This window comes from Pseudomonas segetis (genome assembly GCF_900188155.1).
GTDB lineage: Bacteria > Pseudomonadota > Gammaproteobacteria > Pseudomonadales > Pseudomonadaceae > Aquipseudomonas > Aquipseudomonas segetis.
In genome coordinates this window covers 313,833-335,108 of sequence record NZ_FZOG01000001.1, presented here as the reverse complement: position 1 = coordinate 335,108, position 21,276 = coordinate 313,833, and the positions used below count along the sequence as shown (strand labels likewise).

The window sequence follows — 21,276 nt, the reverse complement described above, 5'->3', positions numbered from 1 at the left end:
CCCGTCTATAGAAGCCCCAGTTGCTCTGCCGGGGCTTCTATCTCAAGTACAGGCAAGTCGGGCAACCCGGGTAAGCGCGTCATCAGTTGCTGATGAAAGCGTCGAGCCAACTGTGGCGCGAGCCGGTTATCCGAGGTGTGCAAAAACACATAAGGGCTCAAGCCCTGTTCGATCCAGCTGGCGACCTTATCCAGCCAAGGCGCCATAAATGGATCATTCTCAAGCACCTCGGGATGGCCAATAAAGCGCAGTTGTGGCGCCTGGCTGAACGCCGTGGGTCGCGTGGGCAAACGCGGCTTCTTGTCTTGCGCATGGATAACGTGCGGTTCGCCGGAGTTGCAGCTGAACAGCGCTCGCGAATCCAGGCAAATGCGCTCCACCCCCTGATCAAGCAATAGGCGATTAAGCGCACGCTCCGCTTCGCCCTTGGCAAAAAACTCAGGGTGACGCACTTCAATGGCCAGGGCCCGACCGCCAAAATGGCCTGAACCTGTGCCCCAGTGCTTGATCAACAGCGCCAGTTCAGCCAGGCGTTGTGGGCCAAAGCTTGCAGGCAATTGCAACCAGTACGGCGCCACCCGTGCGCCCAGGGGGGCCAGCAGTGCGCGAAAATCATCCAGCGCCTGCAACTGCCCGCGCAGGTCATCGCAATGGCTGATATCCCGTGGCAATTTCGCGCAAAAACGGAAATGCTCAGGCATTGCCTCGGACCATTTGCTGATGGTTTCAACCGCTGGGCGCGCGTAAAAGGTGGTGTTGCCTTCGACTGCATTGAACAGCTGGCAGTAGTGCTTGAGGAAATCAGTCGGACGCGTGCCTTGGGCATAGATCGAGCCGCGCCAGGCAGCTTCGCTCCATGATGGGCAGCCAAGAAAATACGGTAACACTAGGCGTAGAGATCGAGACCCAGCACCTGCTGCGCATCGGATTCGGTAATGAATTGTGCGGTGGTGCTGTAACTGGCAATCGCTTGCGAGGCGCGACTGCTGATCGCCGGCTGTTGGTAGACCAGGTCCTGCGCCTGACTGGTACGACTCGGCGCGCTCTCGCTGGAAGCTTGCACCCGACGAATCTGCGGTGCAGTTTCAAAACCTTGGCTCGCACCCACCGCCGTCGGTTGTTCACGGCGCGTCTCAGCCTCGCGCTGGGCTTCGCGATACGGGGTGACCGCAGTCCCCGAGCGAGGGCCACGATCTGGCGAGTATGGGACTATGGAGCCGTCTATACGCATTAACTATGAAACCTCTGAGAAGCCACTGCGCCGGGTATTGCTGGGGTAGCCCAGAAGGCTCCTCAACACCCTGATCATCAGTAACTACGGTGCTTGCAGCTGCAATCTAAACCTGTGTAAAGCACTTGGCAATCCACAAGTGACCAGCCGCGAGCTTTTCTGCTCAAACGGCCATATCCAAGCGACAGGCCAGTGTACGAATATAAAAGCCGGGCGACTCATTAGCTCGATGCTTTTGGCGTTGCCACCTGGTCACGCAGGTACACCGGTTGCGCTTGATCTGCAACCAGCGACTCGCCTCGCGCCCAGGCGAATTGGGCCAGCGCCAGCAAGTCTTGGGCATGGGGTAACATCGATGGAGCCTGGGCACTTGGCTTGATTGCAATGCGCTCGGCAAAGGTGCCCCAGCCTGTCCCTGCAGCAAACCAGCCACCCGTTGAGCCGTCCGGCAGGCTGGCAAGCTCCGGAGCCATCACGGCTTCGCGCCCGACCAAGCGCATTTCACCCTGCTGCGCCTGGTAACAGCCCCAATAGATCTCATCCATGCGCGCATCAATCGCTGCGGCAACTTGAACAGCGCCCTCCTCGCGCATGGCACGTTGCGCCAACACCGCCAGATTGGAGACAGGAATAACCGGTCGATCCAAGGCGAAGGCAAGGCCCTGCACCACACCAATAGCAATACGAATACCCGTGAACGCCCCGGGCCCGCGGCCAAATGCAATGGCATCGAGCGCCGACATGGGCAGGCTGGCCTCAGCCATCAAAGCCTTGATCATCGGCAACAGGCGCTGCGCATGCTGGCGCGGTATCACTTCGTAATGGCTGAGCACTTTGCCGTCGTGCAGCAAAGCAACCGAGCAAGCTTCGGTGGCGGTATCGAGGGCCAACAGGGTGGTCATGGCGGCGTCCGGCAAACAGATGGCCGCGCAGTATAAACGCTGGAGACAAGAAGCTGTAGGCGTGCAACCCTGAGAAACAACAACGGCCCGCCTAAGCGAGCCGTTGTTGGAATACAGGCCGGGTCGAGTTTAGGGGGTCGCTTAAGACAGTGCAGCCAAGACCTTGGTGGTGATCTCATCGACTGAACCAACACCTGCGATGGCGCTGTACTTAGGCGTGCCTTCGGCAGCAGCCATCTTCTGGTAGAAGTCTACCAGCGGCTTGGTTTGCGAGTGATAGACCGACAGGCGATGACGTACTGTTTCTTCCTTGTCGTCTTCGCGCTGGATCAGCTCTTCGCCTGTTTCGTCATCCTTGCCGGCAACTTTCGGCGGATTGTATTCGGTGTGATACACACGGCCAGAGGCTGGGTGAACGCGACGACCAGCAATACGCTTGACGATTTCTTCGTCTTCAACGGCGATCTCGACCACGTAATCGATATTCACCCCTGCCTGCTTGAGCGCTTCTGCCTGGGGAATGGTGCGCGGGAAACCGTCGAACAGGAAACCATTGGCACAATCTTGCTGGGTAATGCGTTCTTTGATCAGGTCAATAATGATCTCATCGGAAACCAGGCCACCGCTGTCCATCACGCCCTTGACCTTGAGGCCAAGCGGGCTGCCGGCTTTTACCGCGGCACGCAGCATGTCGCCAGTCGAAATCTGTGGAATCGCGAACTTCTTGGTAATGAAGCCCGCTTGGGTACCTTTTCCGGCACCGGGCGCCCCTAGCAAAATCACGCGCATCGATGTGCTCCTCAAATTGTAAGTAATAAATCAGTGGACTCGCCTCTTGGGGCCAATCTCAGAATATTCAGGGCAGCCGCACACTTGCGCAACAAACTGCCAAAGGCCGATCAAGATACACAGCAGTCCCCCCCTGCACAAGCCACCGAAAGTCGGATACACCTCCAGCGGCTGCCAACCGGCATTCGGCTGCTTGGCGCTGCATCCCCCTTAAAACGGGGATGCAGCCTACCCAGGGGCGCCATAGACCTGAATAAAACAGTTACCGACTTAACCGGTATTGCGTAAACCGGCGGCAATACCGGCGACACTCACCAAAAGAGCCTGTTCCAGAGGGGTGTCTGCCTGATTTTCACGCATCCTCGAACGCGCCAACAACTCAGCCTGCAGCAGGTGCAGCGGGTCGAGATAGGTGTTGCGCACGGTGATAGACTCCAGCGTCTCCGGACTGTGACCGAGCAGTTGCGACTGCTGGGTCAGCCCGAGCACGCACGCGCAGGCCTGCGACAATAGGTCGCGTAAATGCGCACCCAAGGGCTGAAGTGCAGGATCAACCAACCGCTCATCGTAAAGGCCGGCGATGGCTTCATCAGCCTTGCTCAGCACCATTTCAAGCATGTCGATACGGGTGCGGAAGAACGGCCATTGCTCGCGCATTTGCGCCAGCAAGTCGGCTTCATTGCGTTGCAATGCGTTATTGAGCGCGCGGTCCCAACCCAGCCATGCCGGGAGCATAAGCCGGGTTTGAGTCCAGGCGAAAATCCATGGAATGGCCCGCAGGCTCTCGACACCACCGGCCCTGCGCTTCGCCGGACGGCTGCCCAAGGGTAGACGGCCCAGTTCCTGTTCAGGGGTTGCCTGGCGAAAATACTCAACGAACTCCGGCGTCTCCCGTACCACGGCGCGATAGCCTGCAACGCCATCGGCAGCGAGTTTATCCATCATTTCGCGCCAGGCCGGCTGCGGGGCTGGCGGTGGTAGAAGCGTAGCCTCGAGTACGGCAGCCAGGTACAGATTCAGGTTCTGCTCGGCAATATCCGGCAGTCCAAACTTGAAACGAATCATCTCGCCCTGCTCGGTGGTGCGAAAACGCCCTGCAACCGAGCCCGGCGGCTGCGACAGGATCGCCGCATGGGCAGGACCACCGCCACGACCCACCGTGCCGCCGCGGCCGTGAAATAACAGCAGTTCCACATCATGTGCCTTGCAAATATCAACCAGGGCTTCCTGCGCCCGGTACTGCGCCCAGGCGGCAGCGGTGGTGCCAGCATCCTTGGATGAGTCGGAATAGCCGATCATTACTTCTTGCGGGCCATGCAACCTGGCGCGATAGCCTTTTATGCCCAGCAGACGCTCGATCACCGGCCCTGCGTTGTCCAGGTCCGCCAGGGTTTCAAATAGCGGAACCACGCGCATGGGGCGCTGCAGCCCGGATTCCTTGAGCAATAGCTGCACCGCCAGCACATCTGAACATGCGCCCGCCATGGAAATCACGTATGAGCCCAGGGAGGCTGCTGGCGCCTGGGCAACTTCTCGGCAGGTTGCCAATACTTCAGCGGTATCCGCACTGGGCTTGAAGTGCTCCGGCAACAATGGACGGCGATTTTCCAGTTCGGTCAGCAAAAACTGCAAACGCCGGTCTTCATCCCACTCGGCATAGCTGCCCAGCCCGAGGTAGTCGGTGATTTCATTCAACGCCGCAGCATGTCGAGATGCATCCTGGCGCACGTCCAGCCGGACTAGAAACAGGCCAAATGTCGCCGCACGGCGCAGACAATCCAGCAAAGGCCCATCGGCGATCACGCCCATGCCGCATTCGTGCAGGGAGCGATAACACAGCTGCAGCGGCTCCAGCAGGTCGCGATTGTCGTGCAGAACCGCCTCGCTGGCCTGGGTTTGACTGTGCAATGCCTCTTGCGCCCAGCGACGTGTCGCCCGCAGACGCTCACGCAACTGTTTAAGCAGCGCCCGATAAGGCTCTGCGGTTTTACCCACAGCAGCACAGAGTTCCGGGCTGGCCTCTTGCATCGACAGCCCAGCCGCCAACTGGTCGATGTCGCGCAGATACAGATCCGCTGCCATCCAGCGTGACAACAGGAGCACTTCGCGCGTGACCGCGGCGGTGACATTCGGATTACCATCGCGGTCACCCCCCATCCAGGAGGCAAAGCGTACCGGCGCGGCTTCAAGCGGCAAGCGGAAACCTGTGGCGGCCTGCAAGGCGATATCAGCCTGGCGCATAAAGTTGGGAACCGCCTGCCACAGCGAGTGTTCGATAACCGCGAAGCCCCATTTGGCTTCATCCACCGGCGTTGGCCGGGTACGACGGATTTCCTCGGTATGCCAGGCCTCGGCGACCAGCCGGCGCAAGCGCTCGCTGATCTGCTGACGCTCATTGTCGGTCAAGTCACTGTGATCTTGCTGCGCCAACTCAGCGGCGATGGCATCGTATTTTTGAATAAGGGTGCGCCGTGCAACCTCGGTCGGATGCGCGGTGAGCACCAGCTCGATATCCAAACGGCCCAACTGCCTGGCCAACTCGTCCTTGCCGTGGCCACCGCTGAGTAAACGCTGCAGCAACTCACCCAGGACACGCGATTCAAAGGGTTCTGGCTCGACGCTGGTACGCCGGCGAATGCGGTGATATTGCTCAGCAATATTGGCCAGGTTCAGAAACTGGTTGAAGGCACGTGCCACCGGCAACAGTTCATCATCCTCAAGGTTATTGAGGGTCTCGCTTAGCTGCTGCGCGCCTTCTTTGGAGCCGCGGCGCGCCGCTTTTGCGCCTTTGCGGATACGCTCAATCTTGTCGAGAAACTCATCGCCGTACTGCGTGCGGATAGTCTGCCCAAGCAACTCGCCGAGTTGGTGGACGTTTTCGCGCAGGCGCGCGTCTATTTCAGCCATGCCAGTGCTCCCCGCTACGTCAAAAAGAGTGGTGCGTAAGCCAAGAGTGCCCCATTGCGGCAATCTCTTACAAGCGCACGACATCGAACTCAGCCGGACTATTTGCGGTCTAGTCTTGTGTAGTAGGCGTGCTTCAGAAAATCACGCCGAACCAAGATCGCACTGAAGCCTGCCACGAGCGGGCAAAGGATGAGTTAGTCATGAGAATTCGCGAACTGGTAGGCCATTGGGAACAGAACGCCAAGGGTCGCCTGACCCGCAGCCCTTATCAAATCCGCCTGGATGTCGAAGCTGCCGCGCGGGTGGCTGCGCTGGCGGAAATGTATCCCAAGCGTAGCCCGGAAGAGCTGCTCGGTGAGCTGATTGGCGCCGCACTTGAGGAGCTGGAGGCCAGCCTGCCTTATGTGAAAGGCAGCCATGTGGTGGCGACCGACGAGCTAGGTGATCCATTGTTCGAGGACATTGGTCCTACACCGCGCTTTCTGGCCTTGTCTCGCAAATACCTGCATGACCTGAACGAGCAACTGAAAAGCGCGGATCACTAGCCGCTTGCAACCGAGACGTCAATGAATACGCCTGAGGTGCAAGCGGCCAGGGCAGATCAGCACAGCTGGCCGCGAAGGATTCAGTGATGGTCAGGGCATGACCTGCTGTGGTGTTTTTTCACCGATGCAGTGGACCGCCTGCTTGCGATTATTGACCAAGACCCCGGTCAGCCCTTTTTGCTCGGTATCGAACATCACCACAATACCGTCGACGCACTTGGCGACCTGTGAAGCAGGCTGCAGGGAGACTTTGTAGTCCTCGCCCGGCACCGTCTTGAGCATGGTGAATTCAGACAAGAGCAAGGCATCCTGCGGCTTGGAAAATTGCACGTAACCGTAGTAGGTCAACACCGCGACAGTGGCGCAAACAGTGGCAACAGCGGTCAGAATCATTGGAATTGCAGGATCACGTTCAGTCATTGCGGACTCTCAGAGTTAGGAACTTCGGCTAAGCGGCGCAGGCCCTTGAAGCCTTGCGGGTCACTCATAAACAGCAGCAGCACTTCACGCCAGGTAGGGTCATTGAAGGTTTGCACATGACCACCACGGGTCAGCTGCAAGACCCTCGGCGCGGGCGCTGCCTGATACAGGCTTATTGCGTTGGATACCGGCACCACGGGATCATCGATACTGTGGTAAATCAGCAATGGTAAGCCTTTGAGCCTGGGAATTGCAGTAATTGCGCTTTCGTCATCGGGGACAAACTCGCTTAATGGCACTTGCAACAACCAAGTGAGCCAGGAGGTGCTCAGCACGTATTGGGCAACCTCACGGTAGCTGGCGGGCGTGCCGTCGATGATCAAGGCATCAAGCCTCTTGGCTTGTTGCGGGTGCTCGGCAAGATAATGCACGGCCAATGCACCGCCCAGGCTTTGGGCAAGCACGAACAAGGGTATGCCGCGCACCTCGGCAGTATCGTCAAGCTGTGCAAATGCCGCATCAATGTCCTGATAAATCTCAGGCAGGCTCGGCTCACCCTCAGACAGGCCGTAACCGCGATAATCGAGCATCAATACCTGATAGCCCTGCTCAGGCAACCACCAGGGCGCACCCAGGTGCATGGCCATGTTGCCGCCGTTGCCATGCAGATAGAGAACAGTGCCCTTGACCTCCACTCCAGCCTTTGCCGGCAGCCACCATGCATTCAGGCGCGTGCCATCGGCGGCGACCAGGTATTCGTCGCGAAACGCCAGCCCGGCGCGCTCAGGAGTGAAGGGCAACCCCTTGGCGGGATAGAACAACAGCGAACTGCAACCTTGCAGCAGGACAATCACCAACAATACAAGCGCGCGCATCATTGGCCGCCTGCACGGACTTCTTCACGAGCCTTGTAGGTTGCCTCATAGATGCGCTCTGCCAGGCGTGAAAAAGGCAAGCTTTGAATCCATACGGTGCCGGTGCCCTTGAGCGTTGCAAGAAAGATCCCTTCTCCGCCAAACAGCATGCTCTTGAGCCCGCCAGCCAACTTGATATCGTAGTCGATGCCTGAGCTGAAGCCGACCAGGCAACCGGTGTCGAGGCGCAAGGTTTCATTATTCAACTCTTTGCGAATAACGGTGCCGCCCGCATGCAGGAACACCAGGCCATCGCCTTCAAGCTTTTGCAGGATGAAACTCTCGCCGCCAAAAAAACCGGCGCCCAGGCGCTTGTTAAAGCTGATGCCGATGGATGTACCACGCGCTGCGCACAGGAACGAATCTCGCTGGCAGACCAGCGAACCACCCACCTGGGCCAGTGAGACCGGCACCACGCTGCCCGGATACGGTGCGGCAAAGGCCACCCGTGCCTGCTTGTCACCCGTATTGGAGAAGTGCGTCATAAACATCGACTCACCGGTGACCATGCGCTTGCCCGCGCTCCACAACTTGCCCAGCAAGCCAGAGGATGAGCCATCGCCCATGCGGGTTTCAAAACGCACATCCTCGGTCATGTAGTTCAGCGCCCCGGCCTCGGCAATCACCGTCTCCCCCGGGTCCAGAATCACCTCGACGCTTTGCGCCGAGTTACCAAGAATTTCGTACTCAAGTTCGTGGCTGTTCATTAAAAATCCTTAATACTGAACATATATTTTCAGATGTTCCTTAGACCGAAGATCTTAAACAGCCCTTTAATTATCCCCGCTACCAATACAAATCGTGGGCGTGGCGAGCGCAGGCCAGGCAAGACGCAGCCCTTCTGAAAAAGCGGAGTTTACTCCGGTAAATGAGCATTTTCGGGGGCAACTCAAACGCAGCATCAGCAAAGTACAGGACGCTACAGGATGTTGGCGTAGTCGGCCTCAATACGATCAAGGCTCAGGTTATTGAGGAAGTTGGAGAAACACATCCACGCCGACAAGGAGTTCAAGTCACTGAACTGTGGTGGCAGGTACTTGGGTGGCACCACCAGGCCTTCATCAACCAACTGGCGCAGGGTACGCATGTCTTCCAGCGTGGTCTTGCCGCAGAACAGCAGCGGGATCTGCTCCAGTTTGCCTTTGCGTACCGCAAGCTGGATGTAGTTGTAGATCATGATAAAGCCTTTCAGGTAGGAGAGATCCTTGGTGAAAGGCAAGCCCGTTGGCGTCGACCCACGAAAGGCCCGATTGGCATTGCTGTAGCTTTCTTCGAGGCTAAAGCCCTGCTCGCGATAAAACTCGAATACCTGCAGGAAATCAGCCCCCTCCTCGGCCATGTGGATGGCGCGGGTACGGTTGGTCAACTTGCGCAGGCGGGTTGGATACGAAGCGAAGCTGATCACCTCCATCAGGATTGCCAGCCCCTCCTGAGTCACGGTCGAGGACGGCGGGCCCTTGGCAAGGAAGGTGCAAATCGGCTGGTTCTGGCCGTTGAGGGTGGTTGCGACATGAACCAGTCCCTCATGGACCTCAAGCGCCTTGACGTCGCGCTCGTTGAACATCGCATCGGTACGAATCTTGATGTAATCCGCGCCGGCCGCTGCGTCCGCCAGGATACCGTCGGACTCGAATACGCGAATGGTATCCTCGTGCTCGCCGAACACCTTGTTCAGGCGATGCTGCAACAGATCGACCGCAGCCTTGGCATTGAGATTCTTGACCTCATCCTTCAAGTCGCCCCGGCTGTCGATGTTATTGAGAAACCCCGAGAACATGACGCCCAGGTCAGCCAGGGTTGGATCACCGGCATGGAATGCATCCGAGGCGGCGCCATAGAGGTCTTGCGAAATAAGGCCGAAGTCCTCGGTTCCGCGCGCTTCCAGCATGCGAATAACCATGCGGTACTCGCGGCACATGCGACGCATAATCTGGCCAACCGGGTTGAACTGCCCCAGTTGGCGCGTGATATCGCGTTCGATATTCTGAAATTCGAGCTTTTTTGCCGTCGCATCAAAGGCCAGCGGACGACTGTCATAGTAGGCCCGGTCGACCTTGGGCAGCATTTTTCCCTTGTGCTTGAGAAACTCGCTGCGGACGCTTTCGTCCCACTTCACCGCATCCAGTACCCGAATGGGCGTTTGCGCCTCGACGATCCTGTCTGACAACGCACGGACGATTAATTGATAATCATCCAAACCTACATGACTGTTCATCACTCCCTCGCGGCCTCAAGACCAGAATTACTCGGCTTCACGCTGAAAGCGCGCAACCTCGATAAACACGTCCGAATTGGCAGGATCATTCAGGTATGCAAAAACCTGCTCCATCGGCGAGGTGATCAGCACACCCTCGCCCACCGGCATTTCCACCATTTTGCCCTGCCACAGACCTTCTTCAAGCTCTTGCAGCATGCGTTCAACATCGAGACTGTACAACACCAGCTCATTGTTGCGCGTCAACTCAAAGCCGAGGATTACAAAATTGGCGCCCAAACGCTTGGGCAAGCCGGTCGACATATACCAGCGGCTACCATGATGAGCGACGGTGAAACCGTACTCCTCGACATCATCAAGATTATCCAGGCTGCCTTCGAAGCTTCTCGCCTTGTAGGTATTGGAGCCCGAGCGGCTGATTTCGAGGTACTGCAACTCTCCCCATTCGTTTTTGCGCGACCACTCGCCCAGCAACGGAATAGGCGCCGCTTCATTGGCCGGAATCGGATCTTTGAAGGTAACCAGGCAGCCACTCAACAACAGGAAGGACAAGGCGACCAACGCACGCCAGGCTTTCATTCAGCTCTCCTTGTGAAATCGGGTTGTGTACTGCTCCGATCGCTGCCACTCGATGCCCGGGCCCTTCGATGATCGCAGCCTGCTGGCTGCGGTTGCTTAAACGCCCAGGACCAAATACAGATACCGTTTAAGAATGGCTAACATTGCTTCAATGTCCAGCGCATCAACGCCCTCGATAAGCCCTCGATATTCCATGCGCTCGACTGCAGTCGTCAAGAGTATTGCATCCTCGGCCGGATGCTTTGAGCCGATCATAGCGAAGAAACGTGTCGCTCCGTGCAAAACGATTTGCGCCTGGGCCCGCACCAGATCGTGCAAGCGGGGATTGAGCAACGCTTCGTGGCGAAATGCCTGCTCAGCCAGCAAGTGATCGCGACGGTCAATCAGCTGGCTGCGTACGAAGGCAACCGCCATCTGCGCCACTTCATCGGCAAAGGCCCGCAGCCTGGCTGGTGAACCATCAAAATGGCTCACGCGCTCTTGCAACAATGCGTCGTTGCTGCTCCACAGCTCGGTCTGGTTAGCCGCGCAACGCTCCACGAACAGAGTGAAGGTGTCGCTTATCAGGTCGTTGATATCTTTGAAGTAATAGGTGGTCGCTGACAACGGCACCTGCGCCTCGGCAGCCACAGCCCGGTGGCGAACAGCGCGCACGCCATCGCGCACGATAATACGCAACGCTGCTTCAAGAATGGCTTGGCGGCGTTTCTCACTACCAGCCCTGCTGGCTTTACGTCCCTGGTATTGGATATTGTCGGTTACAGCAGTTGCTGCAAAGCTATCATCGTCTTGAGTCATTACGCGTTTCACAGGCAGACAGTCCTCTAACACATACGTATAAAAGAGTTTCGCGACCTTCCCTAGACTTATTGACTTCACCGGCAAGCCGTCGGTGTCCAGCTCTATGTATTGACCTTTGCGGGGGCTGGAAAGTTACACGGGGCTACGCAGCCTCATACTGCCCAACAATGCAGTTCATGCAGGTTCACTCAATAGACGAAGTGATATCACCTTGCGACACCTTGGCCCCAGAAGCAGAAAACCGCCCGAAGGCGGCTTTTGCTCAGCGTCTCACGCTTGCGGTCGCATGTGCGGGAATAGGATCACATCCCTAATTGAGGGCGCATCGGTCAGCAGCATCACCAGGCGGTCGATACCAATACCTTCGCCCGCAGTCGGCGGCATGCCATATTCCAGCGCGCGAACAAAGTCAGCATCATAGTGCATGGCCTCGTCGTCGCCGGCATCCTTATCCGCAACCTGTGCCATAAAGCGCTCGGCTTGATCCTCGGCATCGTTAAGCTCGGAATAGGCGTTGGCGATCTCACGTCCACCGATGAACAGTTCAAAGCGATCGGTGACGCTTGGGTCCTGATCATTACGCCGTGCCAAAGGCGAGACTTCGAATGGGTACTGGGTGATGAAGTGTGGCTGCTCCAGCTTTGGCTCAACCATCTCTTCGAAAATCATCACCTGCAACTTGCCCAAGCCTTCAAAGCCCAGCACCTTGGCGCCAGCCTTCTTGGCGATCTCACGGGCACTGTCAATGTCACGCAGCTGCTCGGCCGTCACATCGGTGTACTTGAGGATCGAATCGAATACCGACAGGCGCACGAAGGGTTCGCCAAAATGGAAGACCTTGCCCTGATACGGCACATCTGTACTACCCAAGACCAGCTGGGCCAACTCACGGAACAGCTCTTCGGTGAGGTCCATGTTGTCTTCGTAGTCGGCATAAGCCTGGTAGAACTCAAGCATGGTGAATTCTGGGTTATGGCGGGTCGAGACACCTTCGTTACGGAAGTTGCGATTGATCTCGAATACCCGCTCAAAGCCACCGACTACCAGACGCTTGAGGTACAGCTCAGGCGCGATACGCAGGAACATCGGCATGTCCAGCGCATTGTGATGGGTTTCAAACGGCTTGGCTGCTGCACCACCCGGAATGGTCTGCAACATTGGCGTTTCGACTTCCAGGAAGTCGCGCTCAGCGAGGAATTTACGAATATGACTGATCACCTGCGAACGCACGCGGAAGTCCTGGCGGACCTCTTCATTGACGATCAGGTCAACGTAACGCTGGCGGTAACGCTGCTCGGTATCGGTCAGGCCATGGTGCTTGTCCGGCAGCGGACGCAGGGACTTGGTCAGCAGCCGCACGCTGGTCATTTCAACGTACAAGTCGCCCTTGCCCGAGCGCGCCAGGGTACCTTCGGCGGCAATGATGTCGCCCAGGTCCCAGGTTTTGACCGCCGCCAGGGTTTCCTCAGGCAGGGTTTTACGGTTGACGTAGACCTGAATGCGCCCAGTCATGTCTTGCAGCACCATGAAGGAGCCACGGTTGAGCATGATACGACCGGCAACCTTGACTGGAATCGCGGCTTCAGCCAGCTCTTCCTTGGTCTTATCGACATACCGTTTCTGCAAGTCCGCGCAGTAGCTGTCGCGGCGGAAGTCGTTGGGGAAGGCAATGCCCTGCTCACGCACGGCGGCAAGCTTTTCTTTGCGCTGGGCAATCAGCTTGTTTTCTTCCTGTTGCAGATCGTGCTGGTCGATTTGTTCGTCGCTCATGGTCTTCCGTCTGTTCCTGTATTCGTAGGTGTTGCTGAGCGCAGCGATGCCCAACATCCGGCCTGCTTGACCGGTATCCTACGCAAATGCAGCGCCGCTCGTTGCCCCAGCTTAGCTGGATTCAACCTACATTGCGTTGTGTTGCACAGCCGCGCGAGCGAGGCTGTTTTTTACAGTCCTTGCTTGAGACTGGCCTCGATAAAACCGTCGAGGTCGCCATCGAGTACCGCGTCGCAGTTGCTGTTCTCGATATTGGTGCGCAAATCCTTGATTCGCGACTGATCGAGCACATAAGAGCGAATCTGATGACCCCAGCCGATGTCCGACTTGGAGTCCTCGAGCTCTTGCGAGGCCGCATTACGCTTTTGAATCTCTTGCTCGTACAACTTGGCCCGCAACATTTTCATGGCGGTGTCTTTGTTGGCGTGCTGAGAACGCTCGTTCTGGCAGCTCACCACCGTGTTGGTCGGCACGTGGGTGATACGTACCGCAGAATCAGTGGTGTTTACGTGCTGACCACCGGCGCCGGAGGAGCGATAGGTATCAATACGCAGGTCAGCCGGATTGATCTCGATCTCGATGTTGTCATCGATTTCAGGCGAGACAAACACTGCTGTAAACGAGGTATGGCGACGATTGCCCGAGTCGAACGGACTCTTGCGCACCAGGCGGTGAACACCAATTTCAGTGCGCAGCCAACCAAAGGCGTACTCGCCCTTGATATGCACGGTCGCGCCTTTGATACCGGCGACTTCGCCAGCCGATAGCTCCATGATGGTCGCATCAAAACCGCGTTTGTCTGCCCAGCGCAGGTACATGCGCAGCAGCATATTGGCCCAGTCCTGAGCCTCGGTGCCGCCAGAGCCCGCCTGGATATCCAGATAAGCGTTATTAGGGTCCATTTCACCGCTGAACATGCGGCGGAACTCAAGCTTCTCAAGAATTTCACGCAGACGTTCAACTTCGGTCGCTACATCATCAACTGCGCCCTGATCGTCTTCTTCAGCGGCCATTTCGAGCAAGTCGGCACAGTCGGCCAAACCTGTCTGAAGGTCGTCCAGAGTCTCGACTATTAATGCAAGGGATGCGCGTTCGCGCCCCAAGTTCTGGGCGTACTCAGGGTCATTCCAGACATTTGGGTCTTCAAGCTCACGGTTTACTTCAACTAGACGATCATGCTTTTGATCGTAGTCAAAGATACCCCCGAATTGTCAGGGTGCGCTCGGAGAGGTCCTTGATGCTGTTAACGATCGGGTTGATTTCCATAGCTGGCGGGCACTCGCAGGTAAAACGTTCGAAAAGCCGACGATTATACCTGCTGTAGCGCGCCATCGACAGCCCGGTGTTTGTCCAGCGCTATTGCTCGACGCCAACCTGGTTACGACCGTTGCCTTTGGCCCGATATAGCGCGTTGTCGGCCTTTTCGACCAGGGTCAATGAATCGCCCCCGGCGATAGGCATGATGGTTGCGACGCCAAGGCTCACGGTCACTGACGCCCCTTCCTGAGGCTGGCAGTGCGGAATATTCAGGGCCTCGACAGCACGGCGGACCTTTTCGGCCTGCAAGCGCGCGCCACCGGACGCCGTGCTTGGCAGAATCATCGCAAACTCTTCGCCGCCGTAACGGGCGACCAGATCGGAGGAGCGCGAACATGCGTCGGCTAGCGCAGCACCCACCCGGCGCAGCACGTCATCGCCAGCCACATGGCCAAACTGATCGTTATAGACCTTGAAATAGTCGACATCGATCATGATCAAGGACAATTGACTTTGCTCGCGAAGCGCCCGGCTCCACTCGATCTCAAGGTACTCGTCGAAATGCCGGCGATTGGCCAAACCGGTCAGGCCATCGGATTTCATCATGCGCTGCAGCACCAGATTGGCTTCAAGCAGCTGTTGCTGACTCTCACGCAAGGCTCGAAACGCCTCGTCCCGCTGCTGCAAGGCAATATAGGAACGCGAGTGATAGCGAATACGCGCGATCAACTCAATGGTGTCGGGCAATTTCACCAGGTAGTCGTTGGCGCCGTTGGCAAAGGCGGCGCTTTTGACCTGGGGATCTTCCTTGGTCGAAAGCACGATAATCGGAATGTCCTGCAGGCTCGGCTCTGCTCGATAAGCACCCAACAAGCTCAAACCATCAACCCCCGGCATGACCAGGTCTTGCAGAATCACCGTTGGCCTGATTTGCCGGGCAGTATCCACGGCCGAGTAGGGATCGGAGCAAAAGTGAAAATCAATACCCTCCACGCCGCTCAGTGCACGACGCACTGCCTCGCCAATCATGGCTTGGTCGTCGACCAGTAACACCATCACAGCGTTGGTCGCTGCAGGATAGTCTTTGGCATCTATTAGCTTGGAATCGTGCATACCATCTCCAGACAACACAGGGCATTGTGCCTTTATCTACTCAACTCAGCCAGCAGCCAAACCGTTACCCGTAGTGTTCAATCAATTTTGATGCAATTTGATCCAGAGGCAGAATCTCTACCGCCGCATTGATAGAGGCAGCAGCCTTGGGCATGCCGTACACCGCGCAAGTGGCCTGGTCCTGGGCGATCGTCAAGAAGCCCCGCTCACGCATGTTTTTCAAACCCTGGGCGCCGTCACGCCCCATCCCCGTCAACAAGACCCCAACCGCCTCGCCTTGCCAATGGCGCACCAGGCTGTCAAAGAACACATCTATGGAGGGCCGGTAGATCTGCTCGGCAGGCTCCTTGCGATAGCACAGGCGACCATTGGCTTGCATGCACAGGTGGTTGTTGGTACCCGCCAGCAAAATCTCGCCACGGCGAGGCTGATCATCGGGCTGCGCCAGACGCACAGGCAGTTTTGACTCTGTGGCCAGCCATTGCGCCATACTTTTGGCGAATACTTCATCAACATGCTGCACCAGCACGACCCCGGCACTGAAGTCCGCCGGTAATTGCCTGAGCAACGTCACCAGGGATGCCGGCCCTCCCGCCGATGCGCCAATGGCGACTATTCGTTCACGCTTGCGAGTTGTCTCGGCTTGCGTGTGTACGGCCGCCGACTTGACGCCGTGCTGCCCAATCATCCAACCAATATTGTGCAGCTTGCGCAGCAGTGCTGTTGCATCGACAGCTTGCGGGTCAATCAGTGAAGGGGTGTTGACGACATCCAGCGCACCATGCCCCATGGCCTCGAAGACCTTGTTCATGTTGCGTTCGATGTCCGAGGTAACGATCAAAATAGCGCAGGGACACTCAGCCATGATGCGCCGGGTAGCCTCTACGCCATTCATGCGCGGCATCAGCATATCCATCAACACCACATCAGGCCTTTGCTCTTCGCACTTTTGCAGCGCTTCCAGACCATCAGTTGCAGTCCAGATAACCTGATGCGCATGCTCTCGACTAATGACTAGCCGCAACACCTCAATCGCCAGCGGCATGTCATTGACTATCCCGATCCTCATTCCTGCGCATCCCCAATCAAAACCTGAACAGCATCCAGCAATGCTTCGTCATGGAAACTGGCTTTCGCTAAATAGTAGTCGGCCCCGGCATCAAGACCACGCTGGCGATCTTCTTCGCGATCCTTGTAGGAAACCACCATCACTGGCAGCGACTGCAGGCGACTGTCGCGGCGTACCAGGCTAACCAGCTCGATACCGTCCATGCGTGGCATATCGATATCGGTGATCAGCAAGTCGAATGACTCCGCCCTCAGCGCATTCCAGCCATCCATGCCATCTACCGCAACAGCTACATCATAGCCACGACTGAGCAGCAACTTACGTTCAAGTTCACGGACTGTGAGCGAGTCATCAACCACCAGCACGCGTTTACGCACCCGGCCACCCGCTTGCCTGTCACGACTGTCGACCCGCTGCAGGTTACCGCTGCCGAGCAACTTGCCAATCGAGCTGCAAAGGTCTTCTACATCGAGGATCAGCACCGGCGTGCCGTCATCCAGCAAAGCCCCAGCCGACACATCTCGCACCTTGCCAAGCCTTGCATCCAGCGGCATTACCACCAGGGTACGCTCGCCGATAAAGCGTTCGACCGTCAGCCCATAAAGCATGTCCCGGTCGTTGATAAGCACCACCGGGATACCGTCTTGCTCGACACGCGCCTCGGTCTTTTGCAGTAACTGGCTCGCCGCGATCAAGCCGACATGGCGGTTCTCGTGCCAAAAATGCTGGCGTCCCTCAAGCTGGACAATTTGCTGTTGCTCAAGGCGTACCATGTGTTCGATATGTGCCAGCGGAATCGCATAGGCCTCGGCGCCAATTTCAACCACCAGGCTACGTACAACCGATAGCGTCAGGGGAACCTCGAGGATAAACAGGCTGCCCTGCCCTGTTTGCTGCTGCATGCGTACGCTGCCACGCAGTTGGCGAATCTCGTGCATGACCGCATCAAGCCCCACGCCGCGACCCGAGACTTCGGTCACTTGCTCGCGCATGCTGAAACCGGGCAAGAACAGGAACGCCAGCAGTTCTTCCTCGCTCAACTTGGCGATGGTTTCCGCAGTCGACAGCTTGCGCGCGCGAATGCTTTCCCTGAGTCGCTGCAGGTCGACCCCGCCACCATCGTCACCTAGCTCCAGAACCAGCATGCCCGCGTGATGCCGGGCACGTAGCTTGATCACCCCTTCAGCGGCCTTGCCGTGACTGACCCGTTGTTCAGGGCTTTGGATTCCATGATCAACTGCATTGCGCAACAGGTGTGTAAGCGGCGATTCAAGGCGTTCCAGCACATCACGGTCAACCTGGGTACCTTCCCCCTCGACTTCCAGGCGCACCTGTTTGCCAAGGGATCGGCCAAGGTCACGTACCATCCGCGCCTGACCCGCCAGCACATCGGCAAATGGCCGCATGCGCGAGGTCAGCGCCGCGTCGTACAGCGCCTGGGTACGCTGCTCGCCCTGCCAGGCGAACTCGTCAAAGGCTTCGATATGCTGCGTCAGCATCTGCTGGCATTCACCAAGCAGCCCCCGGCTTTCACTCAGCAAAGCCTGGGCCTGTGCATCCAAAGACGACTCGAGGGTGACTTCACGCAAAGAATCGAGCGCCCGACGGGTCGTGGAATGCAAGCGTTTCAGACGTGCCAGGGAGTCACTCAGCGGCTTGATACGCTGAAACTCAACCAGGGATTTCCCCGACATGTCCAGAAGATGATCCAGACGCTCGGCCGAGACACGCAGCACTCGCCCACGGGCATCAGTTGCCGGTTCAAGGGTCGAGTCCTGGGAAGGCTCCACCACTGCTGGCTCGGGGCTGTCCTGCACCATTGGCTCTTCAGCCGGAGCTGGCGGCGGTACGGGCGGCGGCGATGACTGTGCAAACGCAGGAACAGCCGCAACAAACAGCGCCTGCAGGCGGACGACCAGACTGGCAACCTGCTCGCTGAGCTGGTTCTGTTGCTCGCTATTCAGCCCGACCTGGCCAATGCGCAATAACACATCGGAACCCTGCAACAGTGCATCGATATGATCCGACTGCAAGCGCAGCAAGCCTTCCTGCGCGGCAACCAGCAAGTCTTCCATGACGTGGGCAATGCTCACGCCCTCATCAAGACCAACAATTCGCGCCGCACCTTTTAACGAGTGCGCCGCACGCATACAGGCTTCGAGTTGTCCGGCGTGCGTGGGATCACGTTCCAGCACCAGCAAGCCGGCATCAAGCACCTGGGTCTGTGCCTCGGCCTCCATGCGAAACAGTTCAAGCAGCGAGGCGTCACGCATTTGATCAGGGGTCATGCCAGGCTCCTGGTCATTGCCTGCGCCAGCAACTGCTCATCCAGCAAGGTAATACTGCGTTCCCGCCAGCGGACCACGCCCTTGGCGTACTGGCCAGCGGCTTGCCCGACACCTCGTGCAGGCTCCCTGATGGCACTCAGGGCAATCCTGTGAATGCCTTCGACCTCGTCAACAGGAGCAACAAAGACACCGTTGCTGCTACCCAGAATCAGCATGCGTGGCACGACACGACGCTCAGTATTGGCGATCTGCACGGGCTCAAGACCGAGCAGGTCCTGCAGGGAAATGCAGGCAACCAAGGCCCCGTTGACATTGGTCACCCCCAACACGCTTCGCGAGCGCTGATGGGGCAGCGAATGAATGGTGGTCTGGCTCACCACCGAGACCAAACCCGAGGTCGCAAGCCCAAGCCATTGCTCACCCAGCCGAAAGATCAGGGTTGAGCGACATTCGCCAAGGTCTTGTTCAACGTCCGCAGTAGCATCATCGCGTTCGAGCAACTGCGACCCATAGCGGTCAAGCAAGCTGATTGCCGCCTGCGCATACACCTCGCAATTACGGCAGTGCACATGCTCGACCAGGCGCGGGCAGCTTTTATCGCCATAAACGCCAATGCGTTTCCAACAGTCATCGAGTATTGGCAAGGAGTCATCAGTGATGAGGGTTGGCGAACTATCGACCACTGTTATTCACTCCACGACTCGCTCGCAGGCGCAAGCGCCGGGCACCGGCCTGATCACCACGGGCTTCCAGCAACATGGCCAGATGCGATAACGCCTCAATGTGTTCAGGCTCCAGGTACAGCGCCTTGCGGTAATAGTTTTGTGCCTCATCGCTGCTGCCAGCAGTGTCATGAAGCAACCCAAACCAGTAGAACAGCCCTGCGCTCGGCCCCTGCGTCGCCAATAAGGCATCACAGGCTTTTAACGCCTCGGCAGTGCGCCCGCTATTGGCCAAAGCCTCGATTGCAGCCAACTGATCAGTTGTTGCATCAGGCTTGGCCTGGGTGTTTTTTCCAGTGACGGTACTCAGCGAAGACAATGCCGGCCTGGGCGCAACAGGCTTGGTCTGCCGGGGAGGCGCCATCACCGGTTTTGCGGGCAGCTTAAGTCGGGCGGCCAAGGGTTGCGGCCCGGACCTGTCATTCAGCCCCTGCGTCGAGGCGGTCGCACTGGCATCGGCAAGCTTGAACACAAAACTCAAGGGCACGCCCAATGCCTGCATACCGTTCTGACTGAACAGGCCTGTCTCGGCCGGCCCGGTGAACATCGCACCACCGGGCGCCAGCAAGCGCTTGAGCGCCTGCAAGGCCTTGAGCTGGGTGGGCCGGTCAAAATAGATCAGCAGATTGCGGCAAAACACAAAGTCATAAGGCTGGCGCGTGTTGTGCAGGCTGGCGTCGAGCACATTGGCACATTGCAAGCTCACCTTTTCACGCACGCTTTCAGCAAGCCGGTAGCGATCAGCCTCAAGGCTGAAATAACGCTCGCGAAAGCCCAGGTTGTCGCCACGAAAGGAGTTGCGCCCATATACAGCCTTGCCGGCGACTTCCAGTACCCGCTCACTCACATCCAGCGCTTCGACCCGAAACGTCTCCGGCGCCAGACCACCATCCAGTAATGCCATGACGATTGAATAGGGTTCTTCACCGGTCGAGCATGGAATACTGATAATCCGAAGTGGCCTTGAGGCCTTCAATTCGCTTAGACGAACCTGCGCCAACCTGGCCAGGAGATTGAATGACTCGGGGTAACGGAAAAACCAGGTTTCAGGCACAACCACAGCCTCGACCAAGGCATGCTGCTCATCTGCCGAGACCTGCAACTGCTGCCAGTACGCTTCTTCATCGGTGCTGGCCGTGGCCTTGATGCGCTGGCGTATGGCGCGCTCGATCACGGTCTGCCCTACGGACTCGACATCCAGGCCGATTTTACGCTTGAGTAACTGCTCGAACCGTTCATTCATGAGTTGGATCATCAACTGCATCACGCACCAGCAGCGCCCGGACTTCATCGGTCAACAACTGCTCAACGCTGATGCGCTGAACCATTCCCCCGGCGGTCTGCTGGACCATGCCCAAGTAGGGCGCTGTCGGGTTTTGCACCGGATTGGAGCTGAACCCATCCTCACGCAAACGCTGCGTATCAGTTGCCTGCTCAAGGATCAGACCAAGTTGCACCGGCTGTGCCTGCGAGGACAAATACCTGACCACTACCAAACGGGTACTGGCGCGCGACTGCGCGGGATTGGCAAACACCAGCTGGCAGAGATCAATCACTGGCAGCGGCTCCCCACGAAACACAAACAAGCCGGAAACCCACTTCGGTGCGTCGGGGATCGCCTTGAACCGCTGCATTGGCAAGACCGCGCTGATGGCGTGAACGTCCAGTGCATAGCGGTCCTTACCGAGGGAAAACAGCAAGTACAACTCACCACGCTGGCGGCGAGCTTGCTGGTAGGTGGCTGGCGCGCTCAT

At 57.7% G+C, this 21,276-nt stretch carries 20 protein-coding genes; 1 reads left to right on the top strand and 19 read right to left on the bottom strand.

Annotated elements, in window-relative coordinates; translation table 11 throughout:
* Window positions 1-5 precede the first annotated feature (5 nt).
* The 5 genes from CHB79_RS01605 to ppc all read right to left on the bottom strand — a co-directional run bounded on the left by CHB79_RS01605 (window position 6) and on the right by ppc (window position 5,829).
* Window positions 6-887, bottom strand: a complete 882-nt coding sequence (locus CHB79_RS01605; RefSeq protein ID WP_089358679.1) for a DUF72 domain-containing protein — start codon at window positions 885-887, stop codon at window positions 6-8.
* Window positions 887-1,231, bottom strand: coding sequence for a hypothetical protein (locus tag CHB79_RS01600; protein ID WP_010484779.1), 345 nt, complete (start codon window positions 1,229-1,231; stop codon window positions 887-889). Before CHB79_RS01600 ends, CHB79_RS01605 begins: the two co-directional genes overlap by 1 nt.
* Window positions 1,232-1,452: 221 nt before the next feature.
* Window positions 1,453-2,133 (bottom strand): tRNA (adenosine(37)-N6)-threonylcarbamoyltransferase complex dimerization subunit type 1 TsaB, encoded by a 681-nt coding sequence (gene tsaB, locus CHB79_RS01595; RefSeq protein ID WP_089358678.1) that lies wholly within the window; start codon window positions 2,131-2,133, stop codon window positions 1,453-1,455.
* A gap of 141 nt (window positions 2,134-2,274) precedes the next feature.
* Window positions 2,275-2,922, bottom strand: coding sequence for an adenylate kinase (adk, locus tag CHB79_RS01590; protein ID WP_010484776.1), 648 nt, complete (start codon window positions 2,920-2,922; stop codon window positions 2,275-2,277).
* Window positions 2,923-3,192: 270 nt separating this feature from the next.
* Entirely contained in the window at window positions 3,193-5,829 is a 2,637-nt protein-coding gene (gene ppc / locus CHB79_RS01585; RefSeq protein WP_089358677.1) for a phosphoenolpyruvate carboxylase, read from the bottom strand.
* Window positions 5,830-6,029: 200 nt separating this feature from the next.
* Between ppc and CHB79_RS01580 the strand changes: the two genes are divergently transcribed.
* A complete protein-coding gene (locus CHB79_RS01580; protein ID WP_010484772.1) occupies window positions 6,030-6,374 on the top strand; it encodes a hypothetical protein in 345 nt (114 codons plus the stop codon).
* Between the two features lie 90 nt (window positions 6,375-6,464).
* Here CHB79_RS01580 and CHB79_RS01575 read toward each other — a convergent pair whose 3' ends face one another.
* The 14 genes from CHB79_RS01575 to CHB79_RS01510 form a co-directional block, all read right to left on the bottom strand.
* Window positions 6,465-6,794 (bottom strand): PA3694 family proteiin, encoded by a 330-nt coding sequence (locus tag CHB79_RS01575; RefSeq protein ID WP_010484770.1) that lies wholly within the window; start codon window positions 6,792-6,794, stop codon window positions 6,465-6,467.
* The gene (locus CHB79_RS01570) at window positions 6,791-7,669 is read right to left on the bottom strand and encodes an alpha/beta hydrolase (RefSeq protein ID WP_089358676.1); all 879 of its coding nucleotides are present in this window, start codon (window positions 7,667-7,669) and stop codon (window positions 6,791-6,793) included. The genes CHB79_RS01575 and CHB79_RS01570 overlap by 4 nt, the downstream gene beginning before the upstream one ends.
* Window positions 7,669-8,415, bottom strand: a complete 747-nt coding sequence (locus CHB79_RS01565; protein WP_089358675.1) for a TIGR00266 family protein — start codon at window positions 8,413-8,415, stop codon at window positions 7,669-7,671. Before CHB79_RS01565 ends, CHB79_RS01570 begins: the two co-directional genes overlap by 1 nt.
* Window positions 8,416-8,627: 212 nt before the next feature.
* Window positions 8,628-9,923, bottom strand: a complete 1,296-nt coding sequence (locus CHB79_RS01560; RefSeq protein ID WP_089358674.1) for a flavohemoglobin expression-modulating QEGLA motif protein — start codon at window positions 9,921-9,923, stop codon at window positions 8,628-8,630.
* Between the two features lie 27 nt (window positions 9,924-9,950).
* Window positions 9,951-10,502, bottom strand: coding sequence for a hypothetical protein (locus tag CHB79_RS01555; RefSeq protein ID WP_010484762.1), 552 nt, complete (start codon window positions 10,500-10,502; stop codon window positions 9,951-9,953).
* Between the two features lie 96 nt (window positions 10,503-10,598).
* Window positions 10,599-11,312 (bottom strand): TetR/AcrR family transcriptional regulator, encoded by a 714-nt coding sequence (locus CHB79_RS01550; RefSeq protein ID WP_029529380.1) that lies wholly within the window; start codon window positions 11,310-11,312, stop codon window positions 10,599-10,601.
* A 261-nt stretch (window positions 11,313-11,573) separates the two neighbouring features.
* Window positions 11,574-13,073 (bottom strand): lysine--tRNA ligase, encoded by a 1,500-nt coding sequence (gene lysS, locus CHB79_RS01545; protein ID WP_010484758.1) that lies wholly within the window; start codon window positions 13,071-13,073, stop codon window positions 11,574-11,576.
* A 170-nt stretch (window positions 13,074-13,243) separates the two neighbouring features.
* Window positions 13,244-14,339 (bottom strand): peptide chain release factor 2 gene (gene prfB / locus CHB79_RS01540; RefSeq protein ID WP_138943017.1). Its coding sequence is split into 2 segments (ribosomal slippage): window positions 13,244-14,266 and window positions 14,268-14,339, totalling 1,095 coding nucleotides; the frame shifts between segments, so codons are not numbered across the junction.
* A gap of 90 nt (window positions 14,340-14,429) precedes the next feature.
* The gene (locus CHB79_RS01535; protein WP_089358673.1) at window positions 14,430-15,443 is read right to left on the bottom strand and encodes a response regulator; all 1,014 of its coding nucleotides are present in this window, start codon (window positions 15,441-15,443) and stop codon (window positions 14,430-14,432) included.
* A gap of 64 nt (window positions 15,444-15,507) precedes the next feature.
* Entirely contained in the window at window positions 15,508-16,512 is a 1,005-nt protein-coding gene (gene cheB, locus CHB79_RS01530) for a chemotaxis response regulator protein-glutamate methylesterase (RefSeq protein WP_010484753.1), read from the bottom strand.
* The gene (locus CHB79_RS01525; protein ID WP_089358672.1) at window positions 16,509-18,800 is read right to left on the bottom strand and encodes a hybrid sensor histidine kinase/response regulator; all 2,292 of its coding nucleotides are present in this window, start codon (window positions 18,798-18,800) and stop codon (window positions 16,509-16,511) included. Before CHB79_RS01525 ends, cheB begins: the two co-directional genes overlap by 4 nt.
* On the bottom strand, window positions 18,797-19,483 hold the full coding sequence (locus CHB79_RS01520; protein WP_089358671.1) for a chemotaxis protein CheW: 687 nt from the start codon (window positions 19,481-19,483) through the stop codon (window positions 18,797-18,799). The genes CHB79_RS01525 and CHB79_RS01520 overlap by 4 nt, the downstream gene beginning before the upstream one ends.
* Window positions 19,473-20,765, bottom strand: coding sequence for a CheR family methyltransferase (locus tag CHB79_RS01515; protein WP_089358670.1), 1,293 nt, complete (start codon window positions 20,763-20,765; stop codon window positions 19,473-19,475). The genes CHB79_RS01520 and CHB79_RS01515 overlap by 11 nt, the downstream gene beginning before the upstream one ends.
* Entirely contained in the window at window positions 20,758-21,276 is a 519-nt protein-coding gene (locus tag CHB79_RS01510) for a chemotaxis protein CheW (protein WP_089358669.1), read from the bottom strand. Before CHB79_RS01510 ends, CHB79_RS01515 begins: the two co-directional genes overlap by 8 nt.

Bases quoted from the DNA above. Each gene is read 5' to 3' on its own strand.
- CHB79_RS01510 (WP_089358669.1), bottom strand. From the start codon at position 21,276: ATGAGCGCGCCAGCCACCTACCAGCAAGCTCGCCGCCAGCGTGGTGAG.
- CHB79_RS01575 (WP_010484770.1), bottom strand. From the start codon at position 6,794: ATGACTGAACGTGATCCTGCAATTCCAATGATTCTGACCGCTGTTGCC.
- adk (WP_010484776.1), bottom strand. From the start codon at position 2,922: ATGCGCGTGATTTTGCTAGGGGCGCCCGGTGCCGGAAAAGGTACCCAA.
- CHB79_RS01570 (WP_089358676.1), bottom strand. From the start codon at position 7,669: ATGCGCGCGCTTGTATTGTTGGTGATTGTCCTGCTGCAAGGTTGCAGT.
- CHB79_RS01580 (WP_010484772.1), top strand. From the start codon at position 6,030: ATGAGAATTCGCGAACTGGTAGGCCATTGGGAACAGAACGCCAAGGGT.
- CHB79_RS01525 (WP_089358672.1), bottom strand. From the start codon at position 18,800: ATGACCCCTGATCAAATGCGTGACGCCTCGCTGCTTGAACTGTTTCGC.
- CHB79_RS01600 (WP_010484779.1), bottom strand. From the start codon at position 1,231: ATGCGTATAGACGGCTCCATAGTCCCATACTCGCCAGATCGTGGCCCT.
- lysS (WP_010484758.1), bottom strand. From the start codon at position 13,073: ATGAGCGACGAACAAATCGACCAGCACGATCTGCAACAGGAAGAAAAC.
- CHB79_RS01555 (WP_010484762.1), bottom strand. From the start codon at position 10,502: ATGAAAGCCTGGCGTGCGTTGGTCGCCTTGTCCTTCCTGTTGTTGAGT.
- tsaB (WP_089358678.1), bottom strand. From the start codon at position 2,133: ATGACCACCCTGTTGGCCCTCGATACCGCCACCGAAGCTTGCTCGGTT.
- CHB79_RS01535 (WP_089358673.1), bottom strand. From the start codon at position 15,443: ATGCACGATTCCAAGCTAATAGATGCCAAAGACTATCCTGCAGCGACC.
- cheB (WP_010484753.1), bottom strand. From the start codon at position 16,512: ATGAGGATCGGGATAGTCAATGACATGCCGCTGGCGATTGAGGTGTTG.
- ppc (WP_089358677.1), bottom strand. From the start codon at position 5,829: ATGGCTGAAATAGACGCGCGCCTGCGCGAAAACGTCCACCAACTCGGC.
- CHB79_RS01565 (WP_089358675.1), bottom strand. From the start codon at position 8,415: ATGAACAGCCACGAACTTGAGTACGAAATTCTTGGTAACTCGGCGCAA.
- CHB79_RS01560 (WP_089358674.1), bottom strand. From the start codon at position 9,923: ATGAACAGTCATGTAGGTTTGGATGATTATCAATTAATCGTCCGTGCG.
- CHB79_RS01515 (WP_089358670.1), bottom strand. From the start codon at position 20,765: ATGAATGAACGGTTCGAGCAGTTACTCAAGCGTAAAATCGGCCTGGAT.